The sequence below is a fragment of the Undibacterium hunanense genome (assembly GCF_014284335.1).
In the GTDB taxonomy this organism is placed as follows: Bacteria; Pseudomonadota; Gammaproteobacteria; order Burkholderiales; family Burkholderiaceae_D; genus Undibacterium; species Undibacterium hunanense.
Window position 1 is genome coordinate 131,447 of record NZ_JACOGF010000003.1, and the last position, 22,535, is coordinate 153,981.

General features: G+C 52.7%; 17 protein-coding genes. 9 read left to right on the plus strand and 8 right to left on the minus strand.

Features of this window, described 5'->3' with window-relative positions:
- Positions 1-58: 58 nt before the first annotated feature.
- Together H8L32_RS06740 and H8L32_RS06745 are read right to left on the minus strand one after the other, a co-directional pair.
- Entirely contained in the window at positions 59-685 is a 627-nt protein-coding gene (locus tag H8L32_RS06740; protein WP_230412097.1) for a response regulator, read from the minus strand.
- Between the two features lie 58 nt (positions 686-743).
- Complete coding sequence (locus H8L32_RS06745) at positions 744-3,710, minus strand: sensor histidine kinase (protein WP_186946415.1); 2,967 nt, start codon at positions 3,708-3,710, stop codon at positions 744-746.
- Between the two features lie 133 nt (positions 3,711-3,843).
- Between H8L32_RS06745 and H8L32_RS06750 the strand changes: the two genes are divergently transcribed.
- Both H8L32_RS06750 and H8L32_RS06755 read left to right on the plus strand, forming a co-directional pair.
- A complete protein-coding gene (locus H8L32_RS06750) occupies positions 3,844-4,761 on the plus strand; it encodes an alpha/beta fold hydrolase (RefSeq protein WP_186946416.1) in 918 nt (305 codons plus the stop codon).
- A gap of 81 nt (positions 4,762-4,842) precedes the next feature.
- Positions 4,843-5,634 (plus strand): SDR family NAD(P)-dependent oxidoreductase, encoded by a 792-nt coding sequence (locus tag H8L32_RS06755; protein ID WP_186946417.1) that lies wholly within the window; start codon positions 4,843-4,845, stop codon positions 5,632-5,634.
- Positions 5,635-5,901: 267 nt separating this feature from the next.
- Here H8L32_RS06755 and H8L32_RS06760 read toward each other — a convergent pair whose 3' ends face one another.
- The 5 genes from H8L32_RS06760 to H8L32_RS06780 all read right to left on the minus strand — a co-directional run bounded on the left by H8L32_RS06760 (position 5,902) and on the right by H8L32_RS06780 (position 12,940).
- Positions 5,902-6,567, minus strand: coding sequence for a phosphatase PAP2 family protein (locus H8L32_RS06760; protein ID WP_186946418.1), 666 nt, complete (start codon positions 6,565-6,567; stop codon positions 5,902-5,904).
- Between the two features lie 6 nt (positions 6,568-6,573).
- Positions 6,574-9,666, minus strand: coding sequence for an efflux RND transporter permease subunit (locus H8L32_RS06765; protein WP_186946419.1), 3,093 nt, complete (start codon positions 9,664-9,666; stop codon positions 6,574-6,576).
- Positions 9,663-10,844 carry an efflux RND transporter periplasmic adaptor subunit gene (locus tag H8L32_RS06770; protein WP_186946420.1) on the minus strand — a complete coding sequence of 394 codons (1,182 nt, stop codon included), beginning with the start codon at positions 10,842-10,844 and terminating at the stop codon, positions 9,663-9,665. The genes H8L32_RS06765 and H8L32_RS06770 overlap by 4 nt, the downstream gene beginning before the upstream one ends.
- A gap of 81 nt (positions 10,845-10,925) precedes the next feature.
- Positions 10,926-12,281 (minus strand): ATP-binding protein, encoded by a 1,356-nt coding sequence (locus tag H8L32_RS06775; protein ID WP_186946421.1) that lies wholly within the window; start codon positions 12,279-12,281, stop codon positions 10,926-10,928.
- The gene (locus H8L32_RS06780) at positions 12,278-12,940 is read right to left on the minus strand and encodes a response regulator (RefSeq protein ID WP_186946422.1); all 663 of its coding nucleotides are present in this window, start codon (positions 12,938-12,940) and stop codon (positions 12,278-12,280) included. The genes H8L32_RS06775 and H8L32_RS06780 overlap by 4 nt, the downstream gene beginning before the upstream one ends.
- Positions 12,941-13,238: 298 nt before the next feature.
- On the opposite strand from H8L32_RS06780, the gene H8L32_RS06785 reads away from it, so the two are divergent.
- The 7 genes from H8L32_RS06785 to H8L32_RS06815 all read left to right on the plus strand — a co-directional run bounded on the left by H8L32_RS06785 (position 13,239) and on the right by H8L32_RS06815 (position 20,098).
- Complete coding sequence (locus H8L32_RS06785) at positions 13,239-14,036, plus strand: COG4705 family protein (RefSeq protein WP_230412098.1); 798 nt, start codon at positions 13,239-13,241, stop codon at positions 14,034-14,036.
- A 38-nt stretch (positions 14,037-14,074) separates the two neighbouring features.
- Complete coding sequence (locus H8L32_RS06790) at positions 14,075-14,497, plus strand: histidine kinase (protein WP_186946423.1); 423 nt, start codon at positions 14,075-14,077, stop codon at positions 14,495-14,497.
- A gap of 99 nt (positions 14,498-14,596) precedes the next feature.
- Positions 14,597-15,031, plus strand: coding sequence for an EamA family transporter (locus tag H8L32_RS06795; RefSeq protein WP_186946424.1), 435 nt, complete (start codon positions 14,597-14,599; stop codon positions 15,029-15,031).
- A 282-nt stretch (positions 15,032-15,313) separates the two neighbouring features.
- Complete coding sequence (locus tag H8L32_RS06800; protein ID WP_186946425.1) at positions 15,314-15,994, plus strand: Fe2+-dependent dioxygenase; 681 nt, start codon at positions 15,314-15,316, stop codon at positions 15,992-15,994.
- Between the two features lie 223 nt (positions 15,995-16,217).
- Positions 16,218-17,420, plus strand: coding sequence for a hypothetical protein (locus H8L32_RS06805; protein ID WP_186946426.1), 1,203 nt, complete (start codon positions 16,218-16,220; stop codon positions 17,418-17,420).
- On the plus strand, positions 17,420-19,591 hold the full coding sequence (locus H8L32_RS06810) for an AAA family ATPase (RefSeq protein ID WP_186946427.1): 2,172 nt from the start codon (positions 17,420-17,422) through the stop codon (positions 19,589-19,591). Before H8L32_RS06805 ends, H8L32_RS06810 begins: the two co-directional genes overlap by 1 nt.
- 117 nt (positions 19,592-19,708) lie before the next feature.
- On the plus strand, positions 19,709-20,098 hold the full coding sequence (locus tag H8L32_RS06815; RefSeq protein WP_186946428.1) for a nuclear transport factor 2 family protein: 390 nt from the start codon (positions 19,709-19,711) through the stop codon (positions 20,096-20,098).
- A 116-nt stretch (positions 20,099-20,214) separates the two neighbouring features.
- Here H8L32_RS06815 and H8L32_RS06820 read toward each other — a convergent pair whose 3' ends face one another.
- Positions 20,215-22,377 carry a S46 family peptidase gene (locus H8L32_RS06820; protein WP_186946429.1) on the minus strand — a complete coding sequence of 721 codons (2,163 nt, stop codon included), beginning with the start codon at positions 22,375-22,377 and terminating at the stop codon, positions 20,215-20,217.
- Positions 22,378-22,535: the final 158 nt, after the last annotated feature.

Below are 22,535 nucleotides of genomic sequence, written 5' to 3' on the forward strand. Positions count from 1 at the left end.
GTGCCGGTCGCTCCGCCATAAGTCAGTTTTTTTCATCCCATCGGGTGTTGAATGATCTTCAGCTTTCCCAATAACCACGCCGCATGGCAATCGTCACAGCATGGGTACGATCACGTGCCTCAAGTTTTTGCAAAATGGTTTTCATGTGGGCCTTGATGGTGTCCTCACTCAAGCCCAGGTGGTCGGCCACGCGCTGGTTTGAGTTGCCGTTACCAACCAGACGCAGCACTTCGATCTCGCGCTTGCTTAAGGTATTCAGTTGGAAACTGTTCACCAGGCTGGCCGCGACTGGTGGCGGCAACAGCCGTCGACCAGCATGTGCGGCAATGATGTAGTCGATCAAGGTATTGCGGGCCAGATTTTTCAGGACATAACCAATCGCTCCGGCGCTCAACGCGCGCGCTACCTGTACGTCGCCGCTGAACGTGGTCAGGATGATGATACGGGCCTCCGGGTCGATATGACGTATCGCACGGGTGACCTCGATGCCGTTTAATCCGGGCATCTGCAAATCCATCAGGGTGACATCCGGGCGCCATCGTTGATACAGTTCAATGGCAGAGTCGCCATCCTCCGCTTCAGCCACCACCGAGAATTTCGGATTGGACGATAGCACCGCGATGATCCCGCTGCGCATCAAGGGATGATCGTCCGCTATCATGACGCTAATCAGGCCATTCTCCATGACTGTGCTCCTGTATTTTCGCTCAAGCGTATCACCGGCAACGCCATCGCGCATCACTCTATCGGGTATATGCCAGCGCGGCCGGAACATCCAGCTGCCACACGGTGCCGCTACCTTCACAGCTGTGCACCACCAATTTGGCCTTGATTCTGGCCGCGCGCTCATACATCCCGCACATGCCCCAATGGTTCTGACGCCCCCCATCGTTGAGAACGGCTGCAGGAATACCGACGCCGTCGTCGCGCAGAATACAGCGGAATTCCCGCTTGCCGTAGTGGATTTCAACTTCTATCCTGGTTGCCCTGGCATGGGTATAGGCATTTGCTACCGCCTCGGTGACGATCGCCAAAGCGTCTTCATAGATCGTCGCATTGAGCCGGCGGGTGGAATCGGAAACAGTCAAACGAATCGGGCCAGCATCGCCATGCTGCAGGCGTGCAGCCGCAGCCAGTACTGCATCCGCAAAACTCACTTTCCCGGCGTCTTCGCCGCGCAATTCACGTATTCGCTCCCGCCCCTCGTCGAGCACCTCATCGGCCTGCTGCAATGCGGTTTCGATCTGCAGCCGCGCCGTATCCCTCGCCGGCAATTTCAGTAACGCTGCATGTACATGCAGCACCAGTCCCTGCACCGATTGCAGCAGAGTGTCGTGCAGCTCCCTGGCAATCCGCTCTCGCTCGTTGACCCGCTCTTGCAGGCGGCCGACCATCTGTCTGCCCAGACGCCGGATATGCCATCGGTAAGCGATGTGGGCGACCGTAAGCAGACTGAGTACACACAGCGCCTTGAACCACCATGTCTGCGTCGCTTTAGGCGCGATCGAAAAATCCACGGTGGTAATGGCGTCGGACCACTTGCCGTTGTAGTCTGTCGAGGTGACGCTGAAGCGGTAATTGCCAGGCGCGAGATTGCTATAGTAGGCATTGCGGCGTCCACCTGCATCCTGCCATTCCGTATCAACTTCCTCCAGACGGTATCGGAAACGCATACGTTCCGGGATCGATAACGCCGGGCTGGTGTAATCGAACTGCAACACGGAACTGCCGGGTGCAAAGCGAATAGGCGACTGCGGCGGTCTGCCGTCGCCGGGCGGTCCCAGCGCCTTGATGATGACGGGCCGCCTGGGTGCTGGCGGCAACGACTCGGCAGGATTCAGAAGGAACATGCCGGTGGATCGGGCTATCCACAGACGCAAATCGGACGCCAGCACCAGCGACGGAGTTGGCGCGATGTAGGGAGCGCTCCCCTCCAGTCCATCCAGTTGGTCCAGTCGCTCGTACTGCACATGATAATCGCGCTGTCGTTCGAATTGGGCGATTTCCGAACCCGGAATGCGGAACAGGCCGGCGAAGGCGTTCAGCCAGAGATCGCCGTTTTCCAGTTCAACGATGCCGGAAATGCCGCGGAACGTCTCGCCATTAACGCCGCTGATCTGACGAAAATGGTCTGCCCCAAACAATGCCAAACCCTTTTCTCCACCAGCCCATACGTGCTGACCGTGCAGATGCAGCGCCATCACAGTGCCCAACGCCAAGCCTTCGGCCGCACCGTAGCTGCGCCACGCAGCACCTTGCGCATGGACCACCAGACCGGGATAATAACCAAGCCAGAGTCCGGCGGCGTCTGAGCGGGCCATCACATTGACTTCGCCCTCGCTCCCTGCTTTTTCCCATGTTCCCTGCGGCCTGCGACGATACAGGCCATGCTGCAACAACGCCACCAGCAAGCTGTCATCCCTGTCCGCCAGCAGCGCCTGTACCCTCACCCCGCCGATGGCGGCAGGCAAGGTAATCGACCGACTGTCCTCGCCCTGGAAACGCCGTAAGGTTCCGTACGAAGCGCCCCATAGCGCACCATCGCTGGTACGGGTAAAACTGGTCAGCCTGCGATCCCATCCGTCGCCAACCTGCGGCAAGAGCGGCGTGGCTGTCGCCTGGCCGGTCTCGTTGGCGACCACGTGATAGCTGCCTATCCAGACGCCGGCGCTATCGTCGGCGATGATCCCGCCGCCTATGGCCGCTTCAGGAACCTCCAGCTTGGTCAGCCGTTTATGACGAAACCTATCGATTCCGCTTGACGTTGACGTCCAGATATTTCCCTCCTGATCTTCGAAGATCGCGCCGACGGCACGTCCACTCAAGCCCTGCCGTGGCGTCGCGCGCGTGATTCCCCGCGCAGTATGAAGCTCGAGCCCATCCAGCAGACCTACCCAGAGATCACCGTGACGATCGATCAACAGACTACCGGGATCACCTATGGATCCCCACTGCCGATATACTGTATTCTGCCTGGGTCCTGTCAGCAGATTGAGTCGCCCATGCAGCGCATCCCAGCTGACCACATTGCCATTGGGGAGCTCGAAAAGTACACCGGTTCCTCTGTCGACAGCAGACTTGGCAAACCGCGCCTCCCCCGGTTGGAGAGAATACACGCCCGCATCGCCCTGCGCCCACAGTACGCCATGCCGGTCGCGCATCAGTGTTTTATATGGGCCGCCAGCCAGGCCCCATGAACTGACTGGCTTCTGCCAGCGGTCGCGTTCCATGTAGAACAAGCCTAGCGTGGTGGCCGCCCACATGCGGCCACTGCCATCCTGCTCCAAACCCCACACGGCGCGATTGGGCAGGCCATCCCGCTCACCATAATTGCGTATCAGCCCGTTGCGCAAAAAACTTGCCCCGCCACTGCGATAGCCTATCCATAGTCCGCCGTCAGCCACCGCATTCACCAGGCTGACGTTTTGGGTCGGCAAAGCCGCATTGACCGGCGCAAACTGTTCGAACTGCATGCCATCGAAGCGATACAATCCGGCCGGTCCGCCCAGCCATAACCAGCCGTCGCTGGTTTGCGTGATCGACAAGATTGATTCCGGCGCACCGTCACGCGCACTCCAGCTGGTGTGATGCAAATTGATCGCCGGTGTTGCAAGGCCCTGCGACAGACTGACCGCCGGAAAAACACCACCGCAAAACAGCACGCAGCAGGCCACCGCTACGTGGCAATAGTCAAGTAATAGACTCTTCATCGTGTTAGCTAGTAATTAATTCTATTATGCAACTATTATGTTCGAGATTGTATCGAATATACCTACCCGATAGTGTGTATATTTAGCATGATTGCTTGGCTATACTGTGTTTTCAACCACAGGAGCCAACATCATGCGTATCAACCTTGCCAGCGTAGTTGCACTAACCGCCGCCCTTCAGTTTGCCCCGGCGTGGGCAGCGCCCCTGCCTTATCCGGCCACTTTCAAAATCGAAAACATCAAGACACCAGAGGTCACCATCCACGTGCGCGTGGGCGGTAGCGGGCCAGCGGTAGTGCTGCTGCATGGCTTTGGCGACACCGGCGACATGTGGACACCGCTGGCGATTGCACTGGCCAAAGACCACAAGGTTATCGTGCCGGATCTCCGCGGACTGGGTTTGTCTTCCAGACCCGAAACCGGCTATGAAAAAAAGAACCAGGCCGGTGATCTTCGTGCCGTGCTGGACAAGCTTGGTGTCGGGCAGGCCGTCATCATCGGCCACGATATCGGTACTATGGTGGCCTATGCTTACGCTGCGCGCTATCCCGACCAGACCACCAAGCTGGTGGTAATGGATGCGCCGGTGCCGGGCATTCCGCCATGGGAGCAAATCGTCCGCCTGCCCGCTTTGTGGCACTTCGATTTCGGTGGTAAGGATGCCTTGCGCCTGGTACAGGGCCGCGAACGTATTTATCTGGACCGCTTCTGGAACGAGTTCGCCGGCAATCCTGTCAAGGTCGACGAAAGCACCCGCGCTCACTACGCAAAACTTTACGCCGCGCCCGGTGCCATGAAGGCTGCCTTCAACCAGTTCCTGTCTATACGCAAGGATGTCGATGACAACGCCGAATCCATGAAGACCAAACTGAATATGCCGGTACTTGCGATCGGTGGCGAAAAATCGTTCGGTGCCAATGAAGCTGCCGTAATGCGCAACGCAGCCACCAACGTCACCGAAAAAGTAATCCCCAACGCTGGCCACTGGCTGATGGAAGAGGCGCCCGACGCAACCATTGAGGCCGTGTTAACATTCATCCGCGCCAAATAAGATCGCCACACGGCCACCAGCGGGCACAGATTTGTGCCCCATCCTCGCGGGATTTCCCGCGCCCAACCAAGGAGCATCGACATGGACTTACAACTGAATGGCAAACTGGCACTGGTAAGCGGGAGCACGGCCGGAATCGGCTTCGCGATCGCATCTACGCTGGCCAGGGAGGGTGCCAGTGTGATCGTCAACGGCAGGACTCAGGCCGGGGTCGATGAGGCAGTGGAGCTTATACGCGCGGAAACGCATGGTACGGTCCACGGCTATGTTGCAGACCTTAGTCAATCCGAGGCTGCCAAGGAGCTGGTTCGACGACATGTGGGTATCAACATTCTGGTCAACAACCTCGGCATTTTTGAACCCAAGGCCTTCGAAAATATTCCCGACGAAGATTGGCAGCGTTTTTTTGACGTCAATGTCCTGAGTGGTATCCGCCTTGCGCGGCTGGTGCTGCCGGAGATGAAACGGGCGAATTGGGGACGCATCATCTTCATCTCAAGTGAAAGCGCGGTCCAGATCCCCACCGAGATGATTCACTACGGCATGACCAAGACCGCGCAACTCGCTGTTTCGCGCGGGCTGGCGGAATCAGTGGCCGGTACGGGCATTACCGTCAACAGCGTACTGCCTGGTCCGACGAAATCGCGCGGCGTTGGCGACTTCGTCGAAGGCATGGCACGCGCGAGCGACAAGAGCTTCGAGCAGATCGAGGCGGAGTTTTTCGATCAGGTGCGCCCGACATCGTTGATCAAACGCTTCGGGACGCCACAGGAAGTGGCTTCGCTGGTGGCCTACGTGGCAAGTCCGCTGGCGTCGGCGACCACCGGTGCGGCGTTACGAGTTGACGGTGGCGTTATCAAGAGCGCTTTCTGATAAAGGAACGACAAAGAGGCGATGAACCTCTATCAATCCGAAACCGCAAACGAGATGGAAACCGCCTGCTGCTTTCAGCATTTTCGGCGCTTTCAGTATGTGGATAGGTAATTGTCAAGTCAGTGCGCAAACATAAAGACAGCCTGGCAAAAATTTACAAGGCAATAGCGAGAATCAGTCACTCTTGCCTTGTAAATTTTTGCCAGCTTGCTTATGTATTACATGGTCAGGCACCCAGGGTGGATGAAGAGACACTGAAGCCGGACATTATTCGCCAGGCCTGGTGGCCGTTGCCGTATGTCGCCACTTCAATATCAACGCCAGACCTACCACCCAGGTCAGTGCGGCAGCCCATGCGGCCATGACATCTGATGGATAATGAACACCCAGATACAGCCTGGATACGCTCACCATCAAAACGAAACATGCACTGATTGCTGTAATCAGCCAGCGTGCCTTGCTTTTCCAGCCAAGAATAATCAGCAAGGCTGCCAGCGCCATTGCGTTCATGGAGTGCCCGCTCGGAAAACTGAATGTGGTTTCTGGCTGCAATGAAATCCAGAAGTCGGGGCGGCTTCTGGCAAAAAAATTCTTTGCCAGCACATTCAGCGCTGCTGCGCCAGTCAAGGACAGGAAGGCAAACAGCGCATCCATTCGCAGGCGCTTATATACAAGCCAGGCAAATAAAGCCAGTTCAAACGGAACGACCCACGGCGCCGAACCGATATGCGTAAAGAACAACATGACGCTATCCAACTGTGTATTCGCATGTGCATGAAAAAACATCAGCAGAGGCTGGTCGAAGGCAAATACTTCATGCTCTGCCACTTCACTGGCTAGTATGCTGAATATATAAAAAGGCAGCAATATTCCAATAAAAAGCGCAATTAGTGTTGGTGCACGTAGTTGTAAGCGGTAAAAAAGAGTAGTCATATTGTCTTAAGAAATCTGGCCGGATTCATCGGCAATAACTGCCGCCGGACTATTCACTTGCGGCTGGCCAGCCGTTCTATCGAAGCACACGTACAGGACCGGCGTAATGAACAAGGTAATCAGCTGCGAAAACAGCAGACCACCCACTATGGATACGCCCAGCGGCTGACGCAATTCTGCCCCCGCGCCCAGGCCTAGTGCAATCGGCAATGCTCCCATGATGGCGCAAAATGTCGTCATCATAATGGGACGAAAACGCAGCAGGCAGGCCTGACGAATGGCGTCCAGCGGCGTCAGTCCCCGGGTTCTTTGTGCATCAAGCGCGAAGTCTATCATCATGATGGCATTTTTCTTGACAACACCAATCAGCAACAGCACGCCGATCATGGCAATGAAGCTCAGTTCCAGGCCGGTGATACGCAAGGCGAGCAACGCCCCCACTGCGGCAGAGGGAATGCCCAGCAAGATTGTCACTGGATGTATCCAGCTTTCATACAACATGCCCAGTACGACATAGATGACGGCCACCGCAATGAGCACCAGCCATAGCTGGGTAGTTTGTGCCTGCTGGAACAAGGCGGCCTGTCCGGCAAATGCACCAAACACAAATGTGGGCAAACCTATTTCCTGCCGGGCTGCATCAATCGCGATGGCGGCGTCGGAAAGTGACTTGCCGGGGCTAAGATCAAAAGTCAGGGTTACGGCAGGCAATTGCCCTTGATGATTAATGGCCATGGCACCTTTGGTCCGTTCAACGCGTGCCAGTGCAGCAACAGGAATCAGCGCACCGGTGTTGCTGCGCACATAGACCTGATTCAGACTGGTTTCGTCACGCCGGCTTTCGAGTGTCATTTCCATGATGACCTGGTAACTGTCTTCCGGTGCATAGATAGTGGAAACCTGTTGTGTCCCAAAAGCGGTATATAGCGTGTTCTTGATGACATTCATGTCCACGCCCAATTGCGACGCCTTGTCACGGTCAATCAACAATTTTGCCTGCAATCCATCTTTCTGCGCATCGGAAGCCAGGCCAACAAACACATCGGATTTTTTCAAGGCAGCCATCAACTTGTCAGCCCAGACATCCAGTTCACCCGGACTGACAGATTCCAGGGTGTACTGGAAACTGCTTTTCGAACCTCGTCCACCAATGCGGAAATTTTGTACCGGACTGAAAAAAACCTTGATGCCTGGCAGGAAGGCCGTTTTCTTTCGCAACTGTGTCAATACCTCTGCCATGGGTGGCCTGCTGCCCTTTTCTTTCAGAGTGACAGTAAACGCTGTTGTATCGTGATCGACTTTTGCTACAACATCACTGATGGATGCATCATGCAACAAGACTGTTTCAAGTTGCTGATTGATTAATAGCCTTGCGTCATACGCCATGTCTTGTGGCGTATCGACATTCACTGAAATCTGGCCTATATCCTCTTGCGGGAAAAACCCCTTGGGTGCGGCGATATACAGTACACCGGTCAACACGACGGTAGACAAACCGGCTAGCAATACCACAACGCGATGTGCCAGTGCCCATTCCAGGCCCCGGGCATAGGCGCCGAGCGTTCGTTCAAAAACGACCTCAAAGGCCCGGGTCCAGCCAGGCCCCTGCTCATGATGTTGCCCGGATTTAAGCAGCATTGGCACCATCAGCGGGATCAGCGTCAATGCAACTGCCGCAGAAACGATGATCGACAGCGATACGACGACAGCGAATTCATGGAACAACAAGCCGGTCACCCCAGGCATGAAAAAAATGGGGATGAATACTGCGATCAATGAGACCGAAATGGAAATCACGGTAAAACCAACTTCACGCACCCCCTGACGTGCCGCCGATTGTGGTGTCATACCAGCTTCAATATGGCGCATGATATTTTCCAGAACGACAATAGCATCATCCACAACCAGGCCAACGGCGATGGTAAGTCCCATGAGCGAAATATTATCCAGGCTGAGGCCAAGTGCATACATCAACCCAAATGTTCCCAGCAATGAAATCGGCAGGCTGATTGCTGGAATCAGCGTAGCAGCCAGGCGACGCAGGAACAATAAAATCACCATGATCACCAGTGCGATGGTCAGCAACATCGTCAAATTTACGTCGTGCACCGCATTACGAATGGAAATGGATCGATCCGACAGCAGCGTTACCTTGACCGATGCAGGCAATTGCGTTTGCAAAATGGGAAGCATATTCTTGATGGCATCTACCGTCGCCACGGTATTGGCACCGGGCTGCCTCTGTATCGTCAGTAATATGGAACTGACACCATTGATCGCACTGGTATTTTGCACATTCTCAATACTATCCTGAACATCTGCCACATCCCGCAGCCGGATTGTTTGCCCGCGTCTGCTGGCGACAATGACATTCGCAAAGTCAGCCGCTTTCATCAAGCCACCAGGTACATTCAGCATCATCATCTGACGCTTGCCGTCAAACTGACCGGTCGGTGCATTTGAATTGGCAGCTTTCAGTGCGGTGCTTACTTCTGGCAAAGTCAGATTGACGGCAGCCAATTTGTCCGGCTGGATTTCTATCCTGACGGCATAGCGCTTTTGGCCGGTAACATTCACTTGCGCCACGCCATTCAGGGTGGACAGCGCAGGCACGATCAGGTTATCTGAAAAACCGTTCAAATCCGTCAGCTTCATGGAAGGCGAACTCAAGCCTACCAGCAATATGGGGGCATCCGCAGGATTCACCTTACGATACGATGGCGGTGTGGTCATTTCTGCCGGCAAGGAACGAGTCGCCCGAAACAAGGCAGCCTGCACGTCACCAGCGGCGGCATCAATCGGCCTGCTGGGGTCAAATTCCAGCGTGATCTGCGTCTCTCCCTGTATGCTGGTTGATGTTGTTGCCAGCAAGCCAGGAATCGCGGAAAACTGCTTTTCCAGAGGTGTCGCAACGGAGGTCGACATGGTTTCCGGACTCGCACCAGATAGCTTTGCACCGACCTGAATGGTAGGTGTATCGTAATTAGGTAAAGCTGCAATCGGCAATTTTAACCAGCACACGGCACCTGCCACGATAATACTCAACCACAGCAACATGGTCGCAATCGGCCGGTCAATAAAACGTTCGTAGATATTCATAATGATTTGCCGACCTTTTCACCGGCTTTGTCTCCAGCTTCATTACCTGGCCTGGTTGACAGGGTTTTCCTGTCAACCATCACAACAGCACCATCAGACAGATTTTGCCCACCTTCAAGTACGACTTGTTCATCACCATACAAACCTTCAAGTACTGCTTTCCCATCCTGTATGCGCAATAGGTTCACAGGTTTTGCCCTGACTTTATTTTGATCTCCCAACAAGTACACAAAACGTCCGGCAGGGCCTTCGAGTACTGCTTGCGGCGGCAAGACTACTGCAGCTTTGCTGATGCCTGCATGTATTACGATCCTGGCGAAACCGCCTGGCCACAATCGGCGCGAAGTATTGGCAAAGCTGGCTTTCAGGCTGATAGTGCCGGTATCCTGGCTGACGCTGTTGTTCACAAAAGTGATATAACCTTCGACATATTTTTTGTCTTGCGTTTCCAGTGTTGCGCTGACCTTGCCCTGTTCACGTGCGGCCAGAATGGCTGGTAATGCCTGCTCGGGAAGATTGAATTCCATGGCAATCGGATCCATTTGCACCAGCGTGACCAGTGGTATTGCAGAAGATGTTTGCGCCAGGCTGCCAGGGTGAATACTGATTGCTCCCGCCAGGCCGGAAACAGGTGCCGTTATGCGGGTATAGCCTGCCTGTATTTTTGCGCTGTCTGTCTCGGCGCTTGCTGCGTTCAATTGCGCCTGTAATGCTTCCACTTTGCTCTGCGCGCTGGTGACGGTGCTGTCAGAGATAAAGCCAGATTTGACCAACTCTTTGGACCGGACATAATCACGCTGGGCATCGGCCAGCAGCGCCTTGATTTGAGCCGATTGTGCGTTATAACGATTGATCTGGGCACTGGCATCGCTGGCATCCAGCGTAAACAACAACTGCCCTGCCTGCACCTGATCCCCTTCGTGAAAATTGACACTGCGGATGATGCCTGTAATTTGCGGTCGCACATCAACCTGATTCAAGGTGACCAGATGCCCCTGCGCAGAAAATTCTATTGGCAGATCAATGCGTTGTGTTGTTGTGATGGTCACCAGCGGCAAGGCTTTTGGTGCAAGCTGCTTTTCAGTTGTACGCCCCCAGATATAGTGCTGGCCAATCACTGCAAGAAGAATGATGCCTGCGGTAGCGGAGATCACCCAATGGTTTTTTCTTTTTAACATGATAGATCCTGAAAACTTCAACAATTTCGCTGTAGAGACAGCACTTTCATCAACACGCCCCAATGCCTTACCTTACATTTTTCAGACAATACGTCCCTGCTCAGCATCATCGTCGGGTCCAGAAAAATACAAAGCCTCAGACATTAGGCGGACAGTGACAATCAGTCCGCTGCCGGCAGGATTACTGTCCAGATGCACTTCTGCCGCATGGAGGTCGGCGATACTTTTCACAATGGACATACCCAGACCACAACCCCAGGTAGTATTGCCATCGGGACGATAAAACCGGTCAAACACGCGCTCACGTTCTGCCAATGGAATACCAGGTCCATTGTCACAGACACGCAGGACAGGGCGACCACCATCAATGCCAGAAAACACATCGACCTTGCCGCCTTGCTGGGTATACCGCAGGGCATTGTCGACCAGGTTGCTGAGCATGATGCCGAGTGCATCAATGTTTCCTGAAATCTTTACCGGCATGGATTCACTGGCAACTCCCAGATCTATCGATTTGCTGTCGGCGTAGGCGGAATGATCCATGACTGCCTGTTGGGTCAGCAAATGCAAATCGCAAATAACCGGGGTATGCATGACGTCATCTGGTTCATGACGTGCAAGCGTCAACAGTTGATGCACCAAATGACTGGAGCGGTCCAGTCTGTCATGCAGTTTTAAAAATGCGATTGCACGTAACTCATCTGTTGAAGAACGTTCAGCCAGTTGCAATTGCAACTTCAGCGCAGTTAACGGAGATCTCAGTTCATGTGCAGCATCTGCCACAAAAATACGCTGCGCTGACAGCGTCGTCTGTATCCGGGCAAGCAGGCGATTCAAGGCAACGACGATGGGTAACAAATCTTCCGGCAATCCTGTCTGATCTATCGCCTGCAAAGCCTGTGGCGAACGTATGGCAACGGCACCAGCAACTTTATCCAGGGGAGCCAGTGCTTTCCCAACGACCAGATAAATCAAGGTGGCCAAAGCCAGCAACAGCAACAGCAAGGGGGATAACATGCGCAATGCCATATTCACTGCAAATTTATGTCTTACCGAAAGCGGTTGCGAAATTTGCAGGAGACGCCCGCCTTTGGTCTCGGTGTAAACCCGAAAAGTTTCACCCGCAAAAAATACGCTCTGATGCCCCATTGTTTTCTGAGGCGGCAGGTGCATATCAGATTGAGAAAAGTAAACTTGCCAACCATCCTTTTCCCATACCTGGACGGCAATTTTATCGTCCAGGTCTTCGGTTGCAGGCAATAGCTGATTCGCGACAAATTGCAGAGGCAAGGCTGCGGCGATTTGTTTCAGTTGCCGGTCTGATTGCTCATTTGATTCATGATCGGCCTGGTGATAAATGGCGAAGCCAGCCACCAGCGTGCATATCAATGCGCCCACCAGCAAACCGAGCATGAGCTGGGTTCGTATTGTTTTCATTCGGCTGCCATCAGTTTATATCCGACACCTCTGACATTCTTGATGAAATCTGCGCCCAGTTTTTTGCGCAAATGATGGATATAGACATCTATTGCGTTACTTTCTATTTCATCATCCCAGCCATAAATCTTATCTTCCAGCTGCGTCTTGGAAACAACATTGCTGCCCGAATCCAGCAAAGCACGCAAGACAGAAAATTCACGGGCTGACAGATGTACGATCAGACCATTCAGGGTAACTTCATGGGTAGCCAGATTCATCGTGACGTCACCATGACTGATGCTGGACTGGTTATAACCGTGACGTCGTCGCAAAACTGCACGTATGCGTGCCATGAGTTCGTCGACATCAAATGGCTTGATCAGGTAATCATCTGCACCGGCATCCAGCCCTTCTATTCTGTCTGCCTTGGCGTCACGTGCAGTGATGATCAATACAGGAACGGCACCACCTTGCTTGCGATAGCGCAGCAGCACATCAAGTCCGCTTTTTTTGGGCAAGCCCAGATCCAGCAACATCAGATCATAGTTTTGCGTATCCAAAGCCAATTCTGCGTTATGGCCGTCGCGTACCCAGTCCACCGCATAATTTTCACCATGCAAGGCTTCTTCTATACTTTCTCCGATCATGGGATCGTCTTCTACCAGCAACATTCTCACGTGACATTTCCTTTGGGACTTAGCCTGCTTTAATACATCCTGCGTACGTCCTGCGCGACTTCTGCATTAAAAATCACGATGATGCAAAACATGAAAATTGCTGACAGATCGCCAAGTGTTATCTACAGCTTAGCGCACCTATCGTTAAGCCAGTCTTAAAACCCGACGATCCGCGACGATCTACTTTGGCGTGAAAATATGCTGTGATTGTTAATGAATTCTTAATCTTCGCCCTATATGCTGACTGCAAAATTAGTATGTCCCGGCAAGACAGGGATTTTTCAAAGAAAGACTCAGAATGCAAACATTGCAACAGCAAAAACAATCCCGGATGTTGAATAAAGTACCCGAAGTCAGCATGTATTTCTGGATCATCAAGATACTCTCGACGACCGTAGGCGAGACTGGTGCGGACTATCTGGCTGTCCATGCAGGGCTGGGAACCGGCATCACCGGCCTGCTCATGGCCAGCCTGTTATCCGTTGCCCTGATATGGCAAATACGGCTGCACCGGTATATACCTTGGGTGTACTGGCTGACAGTCGTGCTATTGAGTGTCGTTGGCACCCAGATAACTGATGCATTGACTGATCGCCTTGGAGTCAGTCTTTATCTCAGTACGTTCGTGTTTTGCGTATTACTTGCATCCGTTTTTGCTGCCTGGTATTGGCGTGAACGTACGCTGTCTATCCACACTATCGTGACGCGCCGCCGGGAATTATTTTATTGGGCAGCCATCCTGCTGACGTTCGCTCTTGGGACCGCAGCAGGTGATCTGGCAACGGAAGAACTCAGTCTGGGTTTCAGGTTTGGAGTAGGTTTGTTCAGCGCACTGATTGCACTCATTTATGTAGCCTGTCGACTCGGAGTCAATGCTGTTCTGGCTTTCTGGCTGGCATACATTCTGACTCGTCCTTTAGGTGCCTCGCTGGGTGACCTGCTATCACAATCGCCAGAATATGGTGGTGTAGGTTGGGGAACCATCATGACCAGCCTGATATTTCTGAGCATTATTGCAATTCTTGTGCTGGTGGTCAGCCAGAATCAAAACCGGTCAGCAAAGAATGTGGCCGACAACCAGGGAAATGCGCCCTGACAAATGCGTTCACACTCATACTCAATAAGGTAAATCAAATGAAAAAGCAAAAAATACAGCAAAAAATAAAACCAATCATGCTGGCAATCAGTACAGTTGCGATACTGGCTTCGGGTACTCTCCCCTTCACGGTTTCCGTGATCAGTCCGGCGCAGGCGGCAAGCAGCAAACTCGGCGATCTGGGCAAATTCAGAATCATTGCGCAAGACACTTCGGCCCTTATTGAAAAAGGCGATCTTGCCGCTGCCAAAACACGCATCAAAGACCTGGAACTAAGCTGGGACGAAGCAGAAGCCGGGCTGAAACCCAGAGCGGCGGCAGACTGGCACGTGATAGATAAATCTATCGACAAGGCTTTGGCTGCCTTGCGTGCAAGCAACCCTAATCCGGCAAGCTGCAAACAGAGCATCAGGGATTTGCTGAATGAATTTGACAAGGCGAATGCTGCCACAGCGAAATAACAGGTTGTGGAGCCCAGTAAATACTGCAAGGCATATTGATTTGCTACACGCCCATACCCAGGGTGTATATTAATTCATCGATTTTTCTGTGAGATTAAAATGAATTCATCCAATAGCTGGTTTTACTGGGCCTTCATGTCTGCTGTATTTGCCGCATGTACGGCAATTTTTGCAAAGATCGGGATTCGCAATGTGGATTCGGATTTTGCGACATTGATCAGGACGGTCATCATTATTATCGTCCTCACCGCTTTTGTCTGGTTCACTGGGAAAATGAGCAACCCGGCTGCGCTATCGCCAAAAACCTGGCTGTTTCTGGGCTTGTCCGGCCTGGCGACGGGCGCTTCATGGGTATGCTATTTCCGTGCCCTGCAAATTGGTGAAGCATCAAAAGTAGCTCCCGTCGACAAACTCAGCCTGGTGCTGGTGGCCATTTTTGCCTTTATCTTTCTGGAGGAAAGACCATCCCTGCAAGAATGGACAGGCATTGCCCTGGTTGCTGGCGGCGTCCTGGTATTGGCCATCAAACGTTAAGATTTACCGTCCTGAATATAACGGCAACCGTGACCTGAGCCTTATGCGATGCGGGTATGCTGCTTCCTGCATGCGCTGCCCTGAGCACCGTCGCCTGACAACAGCCCCGATAAAATTCGGAGAGCGGTAACTTTGTCCCAGATCAACAATGCCTTGATCACCTGCTTTCTGCTACTGCAATGCTCTTCTCAACCGCTGGCACGCATGAGATAATGAAAATAATTCTCATTAACATATAAATTTGCAAGTAACACGCATTAGCAAGGTTTCAAAGGACATATCATGATGTTACATATTCCCGGTGTATTGACACCCGAGGAAGTTGCGCAATTTCGCCAGCGTCTGCATGAGACATCGTGGATTGATGGACGGGCCAGTGTTGGTCCACAAGGGGCGCAGGTCAAGCGTAATCGCCAGTTGCCGGAAGGGTCGCCTCTGGCAATCGAGCTGGGACAGCTCATTGTCAGTAAACTGAAGTCGCATCCGCTATTTTTTTCTGCGGTGCTGCCTTTGCGCATCCTCCCACCTTTTTTTAACAGCTATGAAGGCGGCGAACACTATGGACTGCATATCGATGGTGCCATTCGTACTCCAATCGGTGGTGCTTACAGCATGCGCTCGGATGTATCGTCTACCCTGTTCCTGAGCGAACCTGATGATTACGAGGGTGGCGAGCTGGTCGTGGTGGATTCTTACGGCACCCATGAAGTGAAATTGCCGGCAGGCGACCTGATTGTCTATCCATCCAGCAGCATACACAAGGTAGAACCAGTGACCAGCGGCGTCAGAGTCTGTTCTTTTATGTGGACGCAAAGCATGGTCCGTGACGACTGGAAACGTTCCATGCTGTTTGACCTGGACCAAAACATCCAGCAATTGCGCGCGGCGTATGGCGACAATGAAACCATCGTCGGGCTGACCGGGCATTATCATAATCTCTTGCGTCTGTGGGCTGATGTCTAAGCATCTGTCCGGGTTGCGGGTATCTCTGCCACACTGAAATCCTTAGCCGCCCACCTGACAGGCTGTCAAGTCGATATTGCCGTCGCCTGACAGCGTCGTCATGCCCAGTGCTGGCACGCACTGTTAAAATGCGACATGCTCATCAAGGCAGTTCAATATGTGCCGTCATGGATAAATTGGATCTGCGCCAGAGCCATCGATGATCACCCGGGACAGACTGCCTATGCATCTTGATACTTTTTCTATCTTGCTATCGCAATATATGCGCCGCATTCGTGCCAGCGCATCCGGCGTCGCCACCGAAATTGGTTTAAGCCGTGAATCAGTCAATAATTGGAGAAATGGCACGTCGCTTCCCAGCCCAAGATCCCGCGATAGCCTGCACGCCTGTGCACGCTACCTCCGTCTGACAGAAGCAGAGACCAATCTTTTCTTTGCTGCTGCAGGTCTGGCACCCGAATTTCCATTGCAAAGCGAAGAAGAAGGTGAAACACCATTTGCTGATTTCATGAATCAGTTATTTGTGCGACTGGCGCAGGCAGCCCCCTACCCCATCACCTTACTGCTGTCACAGGCACACTGGGGTCAGCCACCGTTCAGGCAAAAATTGCTGGCCCGTGCACGCGCCCAGTATGGTGAAGCTGCGACCCTGCATATACAACCACCTTTCAGCGTTAGCACGGAAAGCAATGACTATTTTGCTGCGATAGCGCGCCAATGCGGTTTTGCAGATGTCAGTTCGGATTATGAATTTGAAGCAGCGCTAGAACAAAAGCTGAATGCAGGTGAACGTGTATTTTGCCTGGTCAGCCGTTTTGAACAAGGCACGCCAGCGCTGCGTGAGACACTGGCCGGTATCTTGCGCAGCCTGAGTGAAATGCATGGCGGACGCCTGCATCTGTTGCTTTGTGGCGGTGAGGCACTGGCCGACCTGAAATATCGCAGTGGCGACTTGTCCTTGCTTAATATCGCACAGGTAAGCCATTGGCCAGATGCGAGTACCGAAGACCTCAATATCATTGTCAAACAGCGCTGGCCAGATCATACGGTGTCTGCAGCCGGCATTGCAGCACTGGCCTCTTTGTGTGGCGGCCACCCTGCTCTTTTTGAGGAGGGCATGCAATGGCTGACAGAGAATACGGGCAAGCTGCCCGACGACCTGCCTGCCCTGCGTATGCATTTAATTCATAGTGCCCGCCTATGGCAAACCTTTTTGCCATTGACACAGAGCCCGGATACCAAAACCCGTTTGCGCGAGCTTTTATTGGCTGAAGACCTGGGCCGCGCCCGCCCCTATCTGCAAGATGAAGATTTGCGCCGCCTGTTCTGGGGCAATCTGATTCATGTTCGTGGCCAGGGTGACCAGGCGCGCCTGTACTGGCGTTGTGACATCATTCGCGATGCAGGTTTGATGGTGATCGAATAATGTTGAAAAAGCTGGCGCACATTCTGCCGGGCAAAGTATCGCGCATTGTCTTAATTGCCTTGCTTACCTTATTCATTGCAAGCGCCGTACTGACACCAAAACTGAACCCCATGACACGTGGCAGGATACTCGCTGCAGAAAATATGGGAGCCATCTGGAACGATCTGATTCAATGGCGAATAGCACTGGCAGAGGCGCGCAGTATTGAAGATGGCTGGCCAAAAGACATCCAGAAGTATGCACCACAGACGATGACTTCCTATCTCATCGTCAGTTCACCACAAGCTTATGTGTTGCAGGCAGATATTGCCAATCGTGCTGATTTGGGCTCCATCTCGGGTACTCAGATCATTTTTGAATTAAACCCATCCAGCTCAACATGGCGCTGCAAGGCTGGTTCACCGCCGATTCCATCAGGTTTTTTACCCGTCAATTGTGATGGCGGCAGTACAAGTGGACCAGGTCTGGGCATGTTAAAGATGCTGCCGCTGTTTTGCGCACTCATCTTTATTATCGCGGGTATTTTTTTGTTGTTACGCCATCCCTTGCTGGGGCCGACACAATTACGGCCAGAACGTCTGCGACGCACGCCCTACCCCATCTTGCCCAAACTGGATAGACTGCTGCGACTGGCTGGCCGGCGCCAATCTACCCTGCAGGCAGCGGCTGTATCCATGTCGGATTGGCAGCGCGCAGTCAACTATGTTAACGACAACGCCAACAGCCGGGCTGCCTGTCTGGCCAAACAACTGGGTGCGCAATGCAAGGCTAGCCAGGATTGGACACTTCCCGGTGAGGTTTTCGAATGGCAATTTGCCAGCAACCTGCCGATTTCCCTGGACCGTTGCCTGGTGTTTATTCCATTCGAAGACCTGGATGAAGATTCATTGATACGTTGCCTGGTAACGGCACAAACCGGCTCAGATGTGATGCTGATTCTGGCAGCACACTCAGCAGAAAACCCCATGCCCTTGTTACAGGCTTACTGTGATGACAGGGCCAATATGTTTGTCATGCTGGACAGTGCCAGCCAGACGGAATGTCTGCTCAGCAGGCAAGCCACGGCTGTTTTATTATGTTTGCTGGCGGCACAATTGCGCGTCACCCGTATTTCACCTTACCAGACACGCGGGGCCATCACCAGTTCAGGTGCCTTTTTCGGGCGGGACCAATTGCTGGCACGCGTCATCGGTCGTGAACCCGCCAATTATCTGGTGGTTGGCGGACGCCAGCTTGGCAAGAGTAGCCTGTTGAAAGCAGTACAGCGCCGTTTGCAGGAACATCCGCAGATCGTCTGCCATTATATTTCCTTGCGTGATCACCGTCTGGCGCCGCGCATGGCCTTACAGTTTGGACTGGCTGCGACAAGCTCCATAGAAGACATCATTGCCCACCTCGAAACCAGTTTTGTCGGCAAACGCTTATTCCTGCTGATTGATGAGGCAGATCAGTTTTTTCGTGATGAAGCACAAAATGGTTACAGGCAATTATCTGCCCTGCGCGCATTGAGTGATGAAGGACGCTGCTGGTTCATGCTGGCCGGTTTTTGGGATCTGTATGCAACGGCAGTGCTGGATTATCAGTCACCCCTGCGTAATTTTGGTGAAGTCCTCACCATAGGCGGACTGGAACAGGAAGCATGCAGGGAACTGGCCAGCGTCCCCTTGTCCCGCCTGCGCTTTGGCTTTGCCAGCAACCAACTGATTGATCAACTGGTGGAAGCCAGCGGCCAGCGCGCCAACTTGCTGGCCATTCTTTGCCAGGAATGCCTGGAAGTCCTGCAACCGGGCGAGCGCGCGATTGAAGCACGCCATACTGCACTGGCCCTGTCTTCACAGGCGGTTCAGGATGCGCTGGCAGGCTGGGGCCGGCTCAGCCATGATGAAGCTGCATGCAGGCTGGACCGCATAGTTGTCTATCACACCGCCCTGCACGGAAAAACCAGTTTATCTGCATTGGTCGCGCTACTGGAAAGTACCGGGACACATCAAATTCAGCCAGAAACCCTGCGACATGCCTTCGCCCGTTTGCAACTGGCTTATGTATTGAAACGTGAGGGAACAGAACTTGTATTTGCCATCCCGCTGCTGATTAAACAGTTTGAGCAAAGCGAGGTTACGCTTTTGCTCAGGCAAGAACTGACCTCCCTGCATGCAGCCGCTACAATATAAGCACATACAGTAAGGCACATGCACTAAATCAAAGGCTGCAACTGTCATAATTGTCGCTTTGCAGCAGCTATATAGAATTTATTTTAGAACTCATTTCATAAATAAAGGAGATCATTCATGTCTGATTACATTTTAGTCTTGCAAACCTATATGCAGGCACTGGGTGATGCTGATTACGCCACCATCAAAAGCCTGTTCGCCAAAGATGGCAAAGTTCTCTCGCCTTTTCTTGGTGAAATGGATGCAGGTCCTTTCTTTGACAGACTGGCAGAAGCCTCCAGCCGTAATGTCATCACCCCGATTGACATCTTTGTCAGCACGACAAAGAAACACCATGCAACAGCTTATTTTCAATATGACTGGACCGTACGCGACGGAACTTTAATCAGCTTCAAGGTCATGGATATGTTCAGCTTTGAGCCAGACAGCGACAAGGTCAGGTATCTGGACTTGATCTATGACACGCATCCTATTCGCTCGACAGCGGGGAACAAATACGAGCTTTAATCAAACCAACAGACTCTGGCGTTTGAAAGGCGACACTTACTATTGTTAGCCACATGAAAAACCCCTGCAAGATACGAATCTTGCAGGGGTTTTCAGGTTATAGCAGTCTTACTATATTACTCTGCGCCCATTTCCTTCAACAGGCGGTCAGCCTTGTCCACATGTTTCATCTGCCACAGCATGTAGCGCAGATCGACCTGTATGGAACGGGAATTGGCCTTGTTGTAGTCCCAGTCGGAAATGATGGAATCCAGGGTGCCGTCAAATGCCAGGCCGATGAATTCGCCTTTGGCATTCAATGCAGCAGAACCTGAATTGCCACCAGTGATATCCAGCGTAGCCAGATAGTTCACAGGGACTGTTTTCAGTTGCGGGTCAACATACTTGCCAAAGTCTTTGGCTTTAATAGCTGCCAATTGTGCGGCTGGGGCATTGAATTCGCCTGTGCCGGTTGCTTTTGGCGGGATGCCATTGACGGTAGTAAAGGCGCTCCACGCCAGGCCATCGGCGGTACCATGGTCACGACCCATGACTTTGCCGAAAGTGACGCGCAAGGTGCTATTGGCATCAGGGTAGACTGCCTGCCCTTTGCTCTTCATGTAAGCGATTTTTGCTTTCATGTAGTTACCATAGGCTTGCTGGATTTTACCCATCAACTCTTCTTCTTCAGCTTCACGTTTCAAGCCACCTTCATACATGGCAACGGCTGCCTTGACGAAACTGTCGTTGCTGGCCTTGAAGTCTTCCGGCTTGGCGGTCAGCCATGCACTGCGTGCTGCCTTGTCACCCAGCTTGCTGCCTGCATACAGATTATCCAGCAGGGATTTCAGATCAGCTTCAGACATGCCGTCCTTGATGCCTACTGCAGTATCAAAATTGGCACTACGCTCTGCCTTGGGTTGGGCTGCATATTTGCTCAGGTTGTACAGGACCAAAGCCTTGTCGACTTTTTCATCGTAGTTGCGTTCGACTGCATCGACGGTGGCCTTGAAGCGAGGCAGGTCACGTACCTGGAAGCCGGCTTTGCGTTCTGCATCTGCCTTGGTCGATTCATTGGACAGGCGGTACAAGGTACGTGCGGTGCCCAGGAAGCGTGGATAAGAGCTGGCCAGATAAAAGTCACGCTTGGCCAGGGCATCGCGTTCGGCAATCAGTTTTTCAACCTGATCAATGTCGCTGGCAAATTCTTTGGCGCGTGCAGGATTGCTGTTGATCCATGCTTTCAGCTCTTCATGCTCTTTGGTCTTGCGTGCCAGTATGTCGCTGCCTGCGTAACTGTCAAGCATGCCCTGACGGTTTTTGTAGTAGTTGTTGATACCTGCTACCTGGCCAGCATATTTGAGTTTGGCGTCCGGATTGCTGCTGGTTTCCATGGCGATGATGGCCAGCGTGTCGCCAGAGCTCTTCACAAATGTTGGGTAGTTCCAGTCAAAAGTGTAGGCTACTTCTGAAGGCAGGCGATGGCGGTTGGTGCGACCTGGATAACCCAGCACCATGATGAAGTCGCCTTCTTTGAGATTGTCTTTGGCCAGTTTCAGGAAATGCTTGGGTACATACGGCACATTATCCTTGCTGTAATCAGCGGATTTGCCATCCTTGCTGACATAGGCGCGGTAGAAACCGTAATCGCCGGTATGACGTGGCCACATCCAGTTGTCGGTATCGCCGCCAAATTTGCCTACGCCTTCTGGTGGAGCATGGACCAGGCGTACGTCTTTGATTTCCAGTTGTTTGATGAGGTAATACTCAAGTCCACCGTAGTAAGGATAGACGTTGCAGCGATGGCCGGCATCTTTTTCGCATTCTGCGATGATGGTTTTGGAATTTTTTTCAATCGCATCAACACGGGCCTTGCCGTTCAGCCTGGCAGTTGCCTTATCAATGATTTTGTTGCTGACATTGCTGACATCTTTGGTGACCAGTATGCGCGAACCAGGTGAGGCCGGCAATTCTTCATCCAGGCTGTTTGCCAGGAAACCGTTGGCCAGCAAGTTGCGCTCTGGTTTGGAGTTATGCGCCACGCTGTTGTAGACACAGTGATGGTTGGTTGCAACCAGGCCCTGTGGTGACACAAAGGATGCGGAACAACCGCCCAGACTGACGATGGCACCCATAGGGAATTCCGTCAATTTGGTGAGTGTTGCCGGGTCCAGTTTCAAGCCGTCTGCCTTCAGTTGCTTGGCGACTTGCGGCAGTTGTTGCGGCATCCACATGCCTTCATCTGCGCTGGCGATCTGGCATAGGCTCATGACCGCCAGAGTAGTAAGTGTTTTTTTCATCATATTATTATAGAAAAATGTGAAAATTAAAGGTAATTCCCCCTCGAAACCCCGGATCATTAATCCAGGGCGCGATTTGCTTAGTCTGGGAATTATAGGGAAAGTTCCTTATTTCGGTACATTCGGTACATAAACGCAGAACCCCAGCTACTACTTGT

Coding starts and splice junctions, on each gene's coding strand:
- H8L32_RS06740 (WP_230412097.1), bottom strand. CDS start 685: ATGGAGAATGGCCTGATTAGCGTCATGATAGCGGACGATCATCCCTTG.
- H8L32_RS06745 (WP_186946415.1), bottom strand. CDS start 3,710: ATGAAGAGTCTATTACTTGACTATTGCCACGTAGCGGTGGCCTGCTGC.
- H8L32_RS06750 (WP_186946416.1), top strand. CDS start 3,844: ATGCGTATCAACCTTGCCAGCGTAGTTGCACTAACCGCCGCCCTTCAG.
- H8L32_RS06755 (WP_186946417.1), top strand. CDS start 4,843: ATGGACTTACAACTGAATGGCAAACTGGCACTGGTAAGCGGGAGCACG.
- H8L32_RS06760 (WP_186946418.1), bottom strand. CDS start 6,567: ATGACTACTCTTTTTTACCGCTTACAACTACGTGCACCAACACTAATT.
- H8L32_RS06765 (WP_186946419.1), bottom strand. CDS start 9,666: ATGAATATCTACGAACGTTTTATTGACCGGCCGATTGCGACCATGTTG.
- H8L32_RS06770 (WP_186946420.1), bottom strand. CDS start 10,844: ATGTTAAAAAGAAAAAACCATTGGGTGATCTCCGCTACCGCAGGCATC.
- H8L32_RS06775 (WP_186946421.1), bottom strand. CDS start 12,281: ATGAAAACAATACGAACCCAGCTCATGCTCGGTTTGCTGGTGGGCGCA.
- H8L32_RS06785 (WP_230412098.1), top strand. CDS start 13,239: ATGCAAACATTGCAACAGCAAAAACAATCCCGGATGTTGAATAAAGTA.
- H8L32_RS06790 (WP_186946423.1), top strand. CDS start 14,075: ATGAAAAAGCAAAAAATACAGCAAAAAATAAAACCAATCATGCTGGCA.
- H8L32_RS06795 (WP_186946424.1), top strand. CDS start 14,597: ATGAATTCATCCAATAGCTGGTTTTACTGGGCCTTCATGTCTGCTGTA.
- H8L32_RS06800 (WP_186946425.1), top strand. CDS start 15,314: ATGATGTTACATATTCCCGGTGTATTGACACCCGAGGAAGTTGCGCAA.
- H8L32_RS06805 (WP_186946426.1), top strand. CDS start 16,218: ATGCATCTTGATACTTTTTCTATCTTGCTATCGCAATATATGCGCCGC.
- H8L32_RS06810 (WP_186946427.1), top strand. CDS start 17,420: ATGTTGAAAAAGCTGGCGCACATTCTGCCGGGCAAAGTATCGCGCATT.
- H8L32_RS06815 (WP_186946428.1), top strand. CDS start 19,709: ATGTCTGATTACATTTTAGTCTTGCAAACCTATATGCAGGCACTGGGT.
- H8L32_RS06820 (WP_186946429.1), bottom strand. CDS start 22,377: ATGAAAAAAACACTTACTACTCTGGCGGTCATGAGCCTATGCCAGATC.